General features: G+C 59.1%; 13 protein-coding genes. 7 read left to right on the top strand and 6 right to left on the bottom strand.

Features of this window, described 5'->3' with window-relative positions:
• Positions 1-296 (top strand): hypothetical protein (locus tag ACXAIC_RS04870; protein WP_475174219.1); only part of this gene is annotated, 296 nt, incomplete at its 5' end.
• Positions 297-521: 225 nt separating this feature from the next.
• A complete protein-coding gene (locus tag ACXAIC_RS04865; RefSeq protein WP_475174218.1) occupies positions 522-1,001 on the top strand; it encodes a hypothetical protein in 480 nt (159 codons plus the stop codon).
• Between the two features lie 209 nt (positions 1,002-1,210).
• Here the strand turns inward: ACXAIC_RS04865 and ACXAIC_RS04860 are convergent, their stop codons facing one another.
• Both ACXAIC_RS04860 and ACXAIC_RS04855 read right to left on the bottom strand, forming a co-directional pair.
• Positions 1,211-2,032, bottom strand: coding sequence for a class I SAM-dependent methyltransferase (locus ACXAIC_RS04860; RefSeq protein ID WP_475174215.1), 822 nt, complete (start codon positions 2,030-2,032; stop codon positions 1,211-1,213).
• Entirely contained in the window at positions 1,993-3,189 is a 1,197-nt protein-coding gene (locus tag ACXAIC_RS04855; protein ID WP_475174214.1) for a Rossmann-fold NAD(P)-binding domain-containing protein, read from the bottom strand. Before ACXAIC_RS04855 ends, ACXAIC_RS04860 begins: the two co-directional genes overlap by 40 nt.
• 248 nt (positions 3,190-3,437) lie before the next feature.
• Between ACXAIC_RS04855 and creD the strand changes: the two genes are divergently transcribed.
• Complete coding sequence (creD, locus tag ACXAIC_RS04850; RefSeq protein WP_475174211.1) at positions 3,438-4,898, top strand: cell envelope integrity protein CreD; 1,461 nt, start codon at positions 3,438-3,440, stop codon at positions 4,896-4,898.
• Here creD and ACXAIC_RS04845 read toward each other — a convergent pair.
• On the bottom strand, positions 4,895-5,314 hold the full coding sequence (locus tag ACXAIC_RS04845) for a hypothetical protein (RefSeq protein ID WP_475174209.1): 420 nt from the start codon (positions 5,312-5,314) through the stop codon (positions 4,895-4,897). The genes creD and ACXAIC_RS04845 overlap by 4 nt on opposite strands.
• 254 nt (positions 5,315-5,568) lie before the next feature.
• Between ACXAIC_RS04845 and msrA the strand changes: the two genes are divergently transcribed.
• On the top strand, positions 5,569-6,213 hold the full coding sequence (gene msrA, locus ACXAIC_RS04840; protein WP_475174208.1) for a peptide-methionine (S)-S-oxide reductase MsrA: 645 nt from the start codon (positions 5,569-5,571) through the stop codon (positions 6,211-6,213).
• 64 nt (positions 6,214-6,277) lie between these two features.
• Here the strand turns inward: msrA and recQ are convergent, their stop codons facing one another.
• From recQ to ACXAIC_RS04825, 3 genes are all read right to left on the bottom strand, one after another.
• Entirely contained in the window at positions 6,278-8,182 is a 1,905-nt protein-coding gene (recQ, locus tag ACXAIC_RS04835) for a DNA helicase RecQ (RefSeq protein ID WP_475174205.1), read from the bottom strand.
• 118 nt (positions 8,183-8,300) lie between these two features.
• A complete protein-coding gene (locus ACXAIC_RS04830) occupies positions 8,301-9,194 on the bottom strand; it encodes a GNAT family N-acetyltransferase (RefSeq protein ID WP_475174203.1) in 894 nt (297 codons plus the stop codon).
• Positions 9,195-9,302: 108 nt separating this feature from the next.
• Positions 9,303-9,680 carry an MAPEG family protein gene (locus ACXAIC_RS04825; RefSeq protein ID WP_475174201.1) on the bottom strand — a complete coding sequence of 126 codons (378 nt, stop codon included), beginning with the start codon at positions 9,678-9,680 and terminating at the stop codon, positions 9,303-9,305.
• A gap of 237 nt (positions 9,681-9,917) precedes the next feature.
• Here ACXAIC_RS04825 and ACXAIC_RS04820 point away from each other — a divergent pair, with 237 nt between their 5' ends.
• The 3 genes from ACXAIC_RS04820 to ACXAIC_RS04810 all read left to right on the top strand — a co-directional run bounded on the left by ACXAIC_RS04820 (position 9,918) and on the right by ACXAIC_RS04810 (position 11,852).
• A complete protein-coding gene (locus ACXAIC_RS04820; protein WP_475174199.1) occupies positions 9,918-10,373 on the top strand; it encodes an arsenate-mycothiol transferase ArsC in 456 nt (151 codons plus the stop codon).
• Between the two features lie 101 nt (positions 10,374-10,474).
• Positions 10,475-10,993, top strand: coding sequence for a protease inhibitor Inh/omp19 family protein (locus ACXAIC_RS04815; protein WP_475174198.1), 519 nt, complete (start codon positions 10,475-10,477; stop codon positions 10,991-10,993).
• Positions 10,994-11,066: 73 nt separating this feature from the next.
• Entirely contained in the window at positions 11,067-11,852 is a 786-nt protein-coding gene (locus tag ACXAIC_RS04810) for a DUF7662 domain-containing protein (protein ID WP_475174196.1), read from the top strand.
• The last annotated feature ends 50 nt before the right edge of the window (positions 11,853-11,902 follow it).

The following is an 11,902-nucleotide window of genomic DNA, read 5'->3' as shown; positions in this document are numbered from 1 at the left end:
GGCTGGCCTCCTTGTCCAGCCCTCAGCTTGAATCACTATTCACCACAAAAGGGAACCCAAGACGATTCAGACTTTTTGGGAAATGCTCTAGCAGCGTCGACGTGTTGTTCGATACTGCCCAGAGGAAATTTGAATATCTTGCGGGCGATGATGCATTTGCCCTTGCTGTAAAGTGTATTTGGGCTCTGGGTGATATTGATACTGAATCGTCTAGGCAAAAGTTAAAATTGCTGACGAAGTCAGACAACGAAATAATCAAGAAAAACGCTCAATATCAAATCAACTTGCGATCATAAAATTATCCAAGGCTTGGTTCGAGCTGACATCAGTCGTATTCGTAACTCGTGGAGTTTTAGCGCCCCACCTTCGGGGCTGTGTTTCCAATTCCCGCATTTCGTGATCAAGGTCACTGGCCTTAAAAGCTGTTTCGGGCAGGGTCCCTTCGTCGTTTCGTGGGTTTTGCAACCGCGCTTGCGGGCCTTTTGAGCAGGCCGCCGGCGTGCCCTTTAAGGAATTTGGACGTGAATTTTCAGATCAATATCGGAGACTGGAAGACCAAACCCGCAGCGCTGACGCGGCTGAAATCCGTTAGCGGCAGCGACTATGCGAAACTCAGGCAGTGCCGCTGGAAACTGATCAAGCTGGCGCGCGAAAGACCGGTCTGCAATGCCTATTTCCGCTCCCTGCCGAAGGGGCGGAGCCTGACCAGCCTTCTGGGCGATTCAAGTATCTGGGTCAGCCTTGTGGAGCCTTGCCCGTTCAACTACGGCGAATCCTGGGAGGCGCATAACGCCATCGGCGTGACGGCGCTGGCCCTTGTCAGCAGCCGGCAGCAGTTGCTTGCCACGCTCGTTCACGAATTCGCCCATATTAACGGCGCCGATGGTGCAGGCCACTGGGCGGAGTTCGCAGCGCTTGCCTGCGGCTTTGGCAGCTGGAAGGAATTCCTGACCGGCGACGACGATCCGGATACGCCCTACGATCCGACGATTAACGGGTAGGAAGGCCGGGGCTCCCTGGTTCCGGATCTCCGCTTTGCGCCGTCCGGAAGGACTGCCAGAGAAGCTTCTCCGGAGAAGCTTCGCCGGGGCGCAGCGCTTCAAAAGCGCATGCATGGGACCCGGAAAGACAGCTTTTCTCAAAGGGTCTCAATGTTTGAGCCCATGGCCTTTGCAAAGTCATGCCTGAAAGACCCGCGGGAGGCCTGATCTCATCCCTTTGCCCGGCAGACCAGCAAGGAACTGTTGCACCAGCCACGGAGGCCCGGCAAGGAGCCGAAGGTGCGGCTGAGGCCTATTTCAAGGGGCTTTAACGGTCCCCACTCGAATGTTTTGCCGCGCAGATGGTGAAACAGCTTCCCGTGCCGGTTGGTCTCCTCGTACCAGGGGCTGAGCATGGGCAGATAGGGCAGGCAGGAGAGATAGCCGATGCCATGCACGGCTTCGATGGTCACCGCCCGGCCGATAATGTCCGACCATTCACCCAGGGTCATACGCACCTGGTGTTCGGGATAGTGGAGATGTTTCAGCTTGAGCCGGTCGAGCCGGTAGAGCTGCGGGACCACGGCCAGGATCAGGCCGCCGGGGGCCACGACCTCTGCGCATTGGCGCATGACCGATTCAATGGCAGCGGCCTTGCCGGGCAGGTGTTCCAGAACATCCAGCAGGGCAATGACATCTGGCTGCCAGGGCAGCTCGTCCCGGTGTTCTGAGAGCCGGGTGGCATCCAGAACAACATCCGGCTGGAACGCGGCTTCATAGTCGGCGCCGCAATAGTCGAAGTCCAACCCCGTGTCGGCCAGATATTCCTTCGAAATGGAGGTGGAGCAACCGATGTCGAGAATGCGCGGGCGGCGCCCGATATCCCTGGACCAGTTGCGGATCTGCCGGGACACAATGTCGAATTTGACCGTGCCGTAAAGGTTGCGCTGCGCATTGGCGAGCTTCTTGACCAGATATTCGGAATGAACCGTGACCCCTTCAGACGCCTCCATCAGATCCTGTCCCTCTGCTCGATCCACAATTGTGTGCACGTCGCTTCTCCTTCTGAGGCAAGCCGGTGAATGCCAGGCTCGTAGCTGTAGGTGGTCAGATCCGCCATCAGGACAATCAGCTCCCCGAGGATGAGTTCGACAATCTCGTCGGCAACGCTGCCTGAGCCTGGAATGAAATTCGCGGGATAGCCGTCATTGACCAGACAGATCTGCCGGTCCCGGTCCGCCTGTGGGTCGGGAAAGTGAAAGGCGCGGATGGAGGGGTGAATGTCGCAGGCTGGCGCTGTTTCCAGATAGCCGACATCGATTTCAATCCGCCGCGAGCTGGCGCTTGCAACCATGCAGCCATTGCGCAGCCGGGCCAGAATGTCTTCGGTGACGGACAGGCGCCCGGCCGCGCCCACCACCAGATCCGATTTCCCGAGCAGAGCTCCGGGCGACAGGCTGGCGTCAAACCCGGACAGGCGCGCCTCGGCCACTTTCAGGGGATCAATGTCAACCAGTGACGTGGTGACATCCAACCGCCTCAGGGCCTTGGCCACACCGAAGCCGATCCAGCCGGCACCGAAAATGGTTGCGTGGCGCCCGGCCAGCGAGTTGCCAAGGTCGCGCATCAGGCCGTCGAGACAGCGGGCAATGGTCTCGCCGCAGCGGGCGGCTTCCAGGCGTTTCAGTTCGCTGTCCGCGCAGTGCATGACCGGGATTTTCAGATCCAGTTGCGCCGCACGCCAGATCCCCTGTTTGGTGATTTCAACGACACCTTCCACAAGATGGAGCTGGTTTTGAAAGCGCTCATGCAGGAGCTCGACAACATATCCGCCGACCTCCTGGATCACGAGTTTCTGTCCTGAGTCGCGGCAGGCATTCAGGCTTTTCTGGAGAGCCTCGGCCAGCACGGTACGGAAATCGGTTTCCGTTTTCGGACACTGAACCCTGTCGCCATACCGGGCCTGCCATTTGAGCCGTGTCGCGTCGCTGCCCGAAGAGTAGGGCACGCCCACGATGGCGTCGAAATCCATGATCCCGTTCAGGGCATCGATCATGCGCATGGTGTCGTCAAACAGATGCGCGACCAGCAGGAACCTGTGGCTGCCGCTCAAGACAAGGTCCAGGCGCTCAACCAGCGCCGGTAAATAATCCGCACGGCGCGCATAGGAAGGAAAGGTCTGAACAGACACTTCGGGAAATGTATTCATTGATATAAATTCCGATGGGCCAGTCACTTTGACACTGGCAGAGGGTCAAGAACAAGTCCCGGTTCATCAAAAGCGCCAAGAAAAATAATGCGGCCACTGCGACTGGAGATTCGACTGCATAATTTCTGCAAGAACATTGCTGAAAACTCAGGCAAAGGGGATCAAATGTCTCCGTTTTGCACATGCAAGTTGCCGGAGTTGAACGAGCTCCGGTGTTCTGCCGGGGGGTTCCGGCAAGGGATGTGCGCATGACTGACGATACGGGCCGCAAGAGCAAGGCCGAGACTGTTTCTTCCTCCAGCTTTTCCTCAAGGTCGCAGTCACCCAGCGTGATGGAGTGGATGGCTTCACCCGCAGTGAAATTTGTCCTGATCGGGCTTTTGACCCTAGGGCTACTGATCCCGAGTGTGTTTGTCTGGGGTCTGGTAGAAGAACGCGCGGACCGGGCCAAGAAGGTTGCCCGGGACATTGCCAGATCCTGGGGCGCGTCCCAGACGGTCAACGGGCCCTATCTGGTGGTTCCTTACACGGAGACCTTTGTCACCACGAACACAGAGGGCGTTTCAAGCGAACGCAGTTCCAAACACTACGCGGTCTTCTTTCCCAAGGCTCTTGACATTCATGCCGAGGTCACAGCCGAAGAGCGGCGAAAGTCCATCTACTCCTTGCCCGTCTACCGCAGTGTTGTGCGCCTGAACGGCCGGTTCGCGAAGCCCGAGGACGCTTTGATCGTGCCGGAACACCTGGACGGTAAAGTTGTGTTTGATCCTGCTGACGCTTTCCTGATAACCGGCATTGGCGACATCAGGGCGCTCAAGAGCGACGTGACACTGGTTCTGAATGGATCGCAGAAAGTCGCCTTCGAGCCGGGCCTTGCCGCGCTGAGAGGCAATGTGTCCCGTCACCGTTCTGACGGTCGGATAAGCTCCGGGATCAGTGTACCGGTTTCCGTCAGGGAGTGGCGCAAGGGGTTCGCTTTTGAGATCTCTTTGGAATTGAACGGGTCCAGTAGCCTTTCTCTCGCCCCGTCCGGTCAGACGACCAAAGTAAAGCTGACTTCCAACTGGCCGCATCCCGGTTTCACAGGGGCCTTTTTGCCGGACCAAAGATCCATTTCCAACACGGGATTTGAGGCCACCTGGACCATTCCCTATCTTGCCCGGGGCATTGCGAACGTGGTGCAAACGGACCAGCTGCCATTGCAGGATAAGCAGCTGGGCGTGAAATTCGTGGAGCCGGTCAATTTCTACCAGACGATTGCCCGGTCGCTGAAATATGCCGTGGGCTTCATCAGTCTGACCTTTCTGGCCGTGTTTGTTCTGGAGCTGCGCTCCGGCTGGCGGCTCCACTGGATCCAATACGCTCTGGTCGGCTTTTCCCTGATCGTTTTCTACGTGATGCTGCTCGCGTTTGCCGAGCATATCGGCTACGGCCCCGCCTATTTGATTGCAGCGGGTGCCGCAACGGTTCTGAATGCCGTCTATGTGGGGACATCCTTGAGGAGCCGGATGGCGGGCGTGATCCTGTTTGCTGTCCTGGCCAGCACGTTCGGTATCCTCTTTGCCTTGATGCGGGAACAGGACTACGCGCTTCTCATCGGCTCGGTGGTCGGATTTGCCGCCCTGGCTGTGACCATGTTCGTGACCCAGAAGATCGACTGGACCGGAGCCGGTCAGTCCCTGCCAGGGCCGGGCAGCCGAACCGGTTAGACCACCTTGCCCCGCTTGTCCGGGCTCGGCATAAGAGCCCGGACAAGCGGGGCAAGGTCCCCGTCCAGAATTCCTGCAGAAACGGCCAGGGCTTCCAGCTGGCAGGGCTGTGGGCCCACGGCCTGGAGGAAGAACACCGGCTTGCCATGGGCGTGGGCGCAGGCGGCTTCCATCAGAGCATTGGCGCCGACATAGCCGGGAATGCCGTGTTTTGCATAATTGGCAATCAGAACCGCATCGGCTGTGCGGATGGTCTCGAAATAGCCGCTCAGAAAGGGGCGTTTGAGGGCGACGGCCGCTTCAAGAGGCAGCTTGTTCCAATCATGACTCTCCTCTTCCTTGACCGGTGTTGTCGCGAGAAGTCCCAGATCGCGCAGGGTTGCGGCCAGAGCTTCCATCTCCTTGAGCGCTGACATGGACCCGCACAGGACTACATGCGGGGAGGGTCTTGGTTGTTTGGGGGCTGTCACGGGGATCTCACGCTGTTGTGTGGGGCGGGCAGGGCGAGTTGAGTTGTCTCTTTGCGCGGCTGCGATAGGTCTATAGCAGGTCCGGCATGTCTTTTAGACCGGTTAGGCGTCCGCCGATTGCGAAAATACCAAAGCAAGGACGTGGCCGTGTCACGGTGACAGCTGGAAACAGGGGAAACCACCGGTCTGGAGAGACGCCCATGCTACGCCTGCCCGCCCTTTTTGTTGCTGCTGTCCTTGCAAGTGCGGCGCCGATCAAAGCTGCTCATGCGGAAACGGCCGTTTTTGCCGGCGGGTGTTTCTGGTGTGTGGAGGCCGACCTTGAAAAAATCCCGGGCGTCCGGGATGTGGTCTCCGGCTATGCCGGAGGCACCACACAAAGCCCCACCTACAAGTCTTATGAAAGCGGCGGGCACCGGGAAGTGGTCAGGGTCGATTTTGATGAAAGCCGGATCAGCTATCAGGACCTGGTGCGCATTTTCCTGCGCACGGTGGATGTGACCGATGCGGGCGGGCAATTTTGCGACCGGGGGTTCAGCTATTCCACCGCGATCTATCCGTTGAATGCGAACCAGACGAAGGCGGCGAAAGCGGAAGTGGCCAGGGCGGACAAGGATCTCGGCGGCAAGGTGGTCACGCCAGTTGAAAACGCAGCTGTGTTCTGGCCTGCCGAAGACTATCACCAAGGATATTATAAAAGCAGCGCGCGCACCCTGACCCGCTTTGGCTATGTGACCCGGGCAAAGGCCTATAAGGGCTACCGCAAGGCGTGCGGCCGGGACGCCAGGGTCAAGGCGGTCTGGGGTGCGCAAGCCTATCAGGGCCTGCCCAGGGCTGGGTCCTGATGCAATAAAAAAAAGCGGCCACATGGGCCGCCTTTTCGTATGCGCAGACTTATCGCCAGATGCTCTAAACCCCGGCTTCGAAAGCCTCGACCAGATCGATAAAAGTCTCGCCGTATTTTTCCAGCTTGGACTGGCCGACGCCGGAGACGGCCAGAAGCGCGTCAGCGGTCACCGGGCGCGCAGAGGCAATGCCGGCGAGGGTCGCATCGGGAAAGACCACGTAAGGCGGCACGTTCTGGTCCCGGGCGATCTGGGTTCTGAGCCGGCGCAGGCGCTGGAACAGGAGCTTATCTTCCTCGTCCAGCTCGTCGGCAACGGACCCGGCCCTGGAGGACCGGGTCTGTTTCAGCCCGGCCGCGTTGCGGTCCTTGCGCAGGGCAATGGAGTCATCTCCGCGCAGCACCGGCCGGGCCTTTTCCGTTAACACAAGCGCGCCGAACTGGGCATGATCCACATCCAGAAATCCGGCGGCCACAAGCTGGCGGGCAATGGATTGCCAGGTCTTCTGGCTCTGGTCCTGGCCAATACCGAAGACCGAAAGGCCGTCATGGCCAAACCGGGCCACCTTTTCGTTGGTCTTGCCAAGCAGTACATCTACCACATGGCCGGTGCCGAAGCGCTGACCGGTTCTGTAGACTGCGGACATGAATTTCTGCGCTGCTTCCGTACCGTCCCAGGTTTCCACAGGGGACAGGCAGGTGTCGCAATTGCCGCAAGGCTGCGGATAGGTCTCGCCAAAATGGGCCAGGAGGGCCTGGCGGCGGCATCCGGCGGTCTCGCAAATGCCGAGCAGGGCGTTCAGCTTGGCATTTTCCGCGCGTTTGATCTCGTCCGGCGCATCGCTTTCGGCAATCATGCGCCGCCGCTGCACCAGATCGGCCATGCCATAGGCCATGAACGCTTCCGACGGCGCCCCGTCGCGCCCGGCACGCCCGGTCTCCTGATAATAAGCCTCCACGGAGGAGGGCAGGTCCAGATGGGCCACATAGCGCACATCGGGCTTGTCGATCCCCATGCCAAAGGCGACCGTGGCCACAAGGCACAGGCCCTCTTCCAGAAGAAACGCATCCTGGTTGGCGGCCCGTTGCTCGGCCGGAAGACCCGCATGATAGGGCAGAGCCCGGATACCCTTGGCGCTCAGCCATTCGGCGATGTCTTCAACCTTTGCCCGCGACAGGCAATAGACGATGCCGCTTTCACCCTTGTGCTTGGTCAGGAAGTCCAGCAGCTGCTGGCGCTGGTTCGTGCGCTCGACAATTTCGTAGCGGATGTTGGGCCGGTCGAAACTGGTTGCAAAAACGGTCGCCTCTTCCAGCTGCAGGCGGCTCAAGATGTCCTTTTGCGTGTGCGGGTCCGCCGTTGCGGTGAGGGCAACCCTTGGCACGCCTGGATAGCGCTCGGCGAGACAGGACAGGGACATGTATTCGGGCCGGAAATCATGGCCCCACTGGCTGACACAATGGGCTTCATCAATTGCAAACAGAGCAATCTGCAGCGTGTCGAGAAATTTGCGGAAGCTCTCATTGGCGAGCCGTTCCGGTGTGACATAAAGCAGATCAATCTCACCGGCGCGCAGCTGGGTGCGCAAATCGGCCTGCGCCTCCTGGGACAGGGTGGAGTTGAGAGCCGCAGCCCGGACCCCTGCGGCCGACAGCGCACCGACCTGGTCCTTCATGAGCGCGATGAGCGGCGAGACCACAATGCCGACCCCGAGCCGGCACAGTGCCGGGATCTGATAGCACAGCGACTTGCCAGCCCCGGTCGGAAACAGCACCACCGCGTCACCGCCCTCAATCAGCGTGTCGATCACTGCCTGCTGTTTGCCGCGGAAGGCACTGTAACCGAAAACGGTCTGCAGAACGGCAAGGGGCCTGGGTTCCGGACGGACTGACGGAGCTTCAGATGCCGGAGCGTCTGAAGGCGGAGCTGAAATGGGGGCATCCGCAGCGAGCGCGGGTGAGACTGACATGTGGCGGCTGTTTCCCTAAAACTACCGCACAATGTCTTATTCGCCCGCCAAGGGCAAACTGCCCTGTGGATGATTTTGACACGGCAAAGTCAAAGCCTGGATGGGGGCAGCGGAGGGGTCAGAACTCGGCGTCTGGATCTTCAGCAAGCGTTTCGGCGCAGTGCACCCGCATCTGTTCGGTCAGCTCTCCAAGATCTCCAGACAGGCGCTCCGGACGGATCGGTTTGCCGAAATGAACGTTGAACCGGGCTTCTTTTTTGTTGAGCAACTCGTTGAATACGGTCATGTCGCGCAATTCGGTGGACACCCGCGCGAGAAAATAGAAAAGGCCGGAGTTCCGGCCGCCCATATGCATGGGGATGATTGGGGCCTTGTTCTTGCGCGCCAGGGCCAGAGCCGACGTCATCCAGGGCCGTTCGGTCAGCTTGCCCTGGTGCCAGTAGGCCAGGCGCCCGGAGGGAAACAGCACGACGACCCGCTCCTGGGTGAAGGCCGAGTTGGCCAGCTTGATCGTTTCCTTGGATTTTTCGCGGCTTTTGAAATCGGCGCGCCATTCGACGGGAATGATCATCTCCGCAAGACGTGGATTGATACGGATCGCATCCCGGTTGGCAAAGATCGCCAGATCCGTGCGCCGGGACTTGATTGCGTCATAAAGCACAATGCCGTCGGCAATTCCGGTGGGGTGATTTGAGACCAGCACCACCGGCCCGTCCTTGGGAACGCGCTCCAGGCCGAGCGTTGTAACGTTCAGGGTCAGAAGCTTGCTCAGATGGGCAAACACATCGACCGCGTCCATGTGGGAAATCGTATCGGCCATGTCCACGGCGGAGCCGTAGCGCAGGATCTTGTAGGCAAACGGCTTGATCAGCGGCCACCAGGGACTGGCCATGACCAGTTTGCCCCGTTCGGCAATCAGAACATCGACAATATGCTGATCTGCAAGCTGTCGCTGCAATGCGGCTTGTCGGTTCGCCGGCAAAGTGTTTGTCGTCTGGTTTGTGGTCCGCACACTTCACCTCTGCCCATGGGGAACCCGTACTACACACTTGCATCGTTAACGAAATCGGCCGCGCGGTGCAAATGCTTGCTCAATAATTTTGCACTTCCCGAAGAGGGGTCAGGTCCAAAGAGAACTCGTAAAAAGTGCCATGAGTGTGATGAAGGAGGCTGCCCAGGCCACGGAGCGCGGTGTTGCTCTGTCTGCCCAATAGCAAAACACGTATATCAGCCGCAGGAGAATGAAGAGCACGGCCAGCCGGTTGACCCAGTCGAGCGAGGCCCCCTGGCTCATGGCGACAAAAACCGAGATAGCGAAAAATGGGAAGGCTTCGAAGCCATTGGCCTGGGCGGCCTGGGCCCGGGCCCGGAAGCCCTCGCGCCAATAGTCCGGATCGCGCGGTCTGGCATTGTCGTATTCCTTGCTCAGCTTGGCCGGAAACACGGACAGGATGGGCAGGATGGCGGCGGCGAGGATACACCAGAAGGCAATGGGCATGGTCAGATCCTTTTATGCGAGGTCTTGTTCACACATAAGACACTCTGTCCGCGAATGCCGGAAAAACCCGGCCGCCGGAACAAAGTGGTGCCGGCTGCATGCCGCGTGTGCGGCGGAAACACGGCAATCTTGGAAAGTGGGGATAAGCGGTAAGTGTCACAAAATTTTCCTGTGCTGCCGTTAAGCGGAAGCCGCTGGCGCCGCAGGAGGCTGCGCTTATGGATTCGAGGACAGCCCGTGACAAAGACAACCCTTCTCTTTCTGTGCCCGGACAATGCCTTGCTGGGACCTTTGGCCGAGGCTTATCTGAATGCGAAGGGCCGGGGCCTGATGCGCGCGTTCTCCGCAGGAACCGCGCCGGCAGACGGTTTGAACCGCCATGTGAAACGGCTGTTGTCGGCTCAGGGCATCGAATCGCACGGCCTGGCCCCCAAGCCGGTGGACGTGTTCCTGATGCCGCATGCCATTGTCCCGGACCGGGTTGTCTATCTGAGCAACATGGCTCCCGTACCGCTGCCCGCACATTGGAAAGCCACTACATCGAGCCATTGGTGGCAGATGGATCCGGTCGTCTCCGGGATGGCGGGCTTTGGCGCGTGTCTTGGCGCATTTGAGCGAATCCGCTCGGCCATTGATGATCTGATCGAACCGGAAAATGCGGTGGGGCGGGGGGTCCTGTGGAATGTCGCCTAGCGCCCCCACAGGAACAGAATTATGCACTATTTTGGATTTTCGCCGCATTCTGGGCTAAGAGAGGCGAACAGAAAGGGTCGAGGATAAGGAACTGATTCGTCATGACGCTTACGGGAAAACTGGTTTTGGTAATGGGCTTGGCCATTCTGGCGGCCGGATGCCAGAGGACCTCCGGTGGCCCGAACTATGCCGCGCCCCTGCCGGCAACCCCGACGACGCCCGTCGGTACAGGCGCTCTTGGCCCGCTTGACGCTAACGGCGCACCGCCGGTCGGAACGACCCTTGGCGGTAGCACGGACCTTGCCAGCAATCCGGTGGCAGCGCCCGCCAACGCGCAGCAGGTGGGCCGGACAGATCTTCTGGGGGGCTGGAAACTGGCCTCTTCCGGGGACAATTGCATGGCGTTCATGACACTGACGGCCTGGGAAGGCGGTTACCGCGCTAATACCAGAGGTTGTGTTACCCCCGCCCTGTCCGGGATCTCCGCATGGGACCTCAATGGCAATCAGGTGATTTTGAAAGACGGATCCGGCGTGATTGCCGCCCAACTTTATTCCAGCGAGCCCGGAAAATTTAACGGCCAAACCTCTACAGGGGCTCCCATTTCCCTGTACCGTTAATAACCCTAGGTATTTTTTCTGGACACTGCTCGTTATAAGTGTATAATTGCATGGCAATCGGAAAGGCTGTGCAATGTCAAAATACGAACCCCTACGTGAACACCTGGCCCGTCTTGAAGATGTTGTTTGGGCCGCGAAGCTCGATGAGGTCGAAAACATCCTGGGAACAAACCTGCCCAAAAGTGCGCGGGAACACAGGACGTGGTGGGCCAATTCTGGCGGAAGTCTCGTTCATCAAAATGCCTGGCTGGATGCTGGCTGGCGTGTCGAGCGCACTGATTTGATGCGTGATGTAATCGTTTTTAGACGCTTGAGGATTGGCGGAACGGTTGCCGTTGCCAAATCCTCAAATGGCGAGAAAACACTCAAGACCCCCAAGCGGGCGGCAGAAAAACGACTGGTGAAGGAAATGGCGGCCCTGCGCCAGCCGGCAACCGTGACCCTGCGTTCTGAGTGGACAACGCTCGGCAGCCTGCAGGAGACCCCCTGTTCAAATGGATCGATCCCGAAGCAGGGCGGTGTGGTGCGCTTTGCCGCCATGGATGGCGATGACGTGATCACCACGATTGTGGCGAGCCCGTCGATCCAGAAGGCCTATCGCGCCTTACGGCTCAAGATGAACGGACATGATTCTGAAGACGGTTATCAGACCGGAGTCGAGATCGTGGAAAAGTCCGGCTTTGACCTGAGTGCCCCGATCGAATGCGACACGGTGAAAGGTGGCAATGCCTGGCTGCTCACCGATGGCCGTGGCCGCAAGGCCGACCTGGACGATCCCAAAGAATGTCATCTGGTCGCCCAGCTTCTCTATCTGCAGGAACTGCAGGCCGGACGGAAGTCTGTCCTGATCCTGAAATAAGTATCTCCTCAAGCACAGTCCCCTCCCTGTGCGCTTGCCCGTGTCCGGTT

The organism is Roseibium sp. AWQ4_254 (assembly GCF_056161025.1).
The sequence above is the reverse complement of the archived record's forward strand: the minus strand, read 5'-3'. Positions and strand labels throughout refer to the sequence as shown.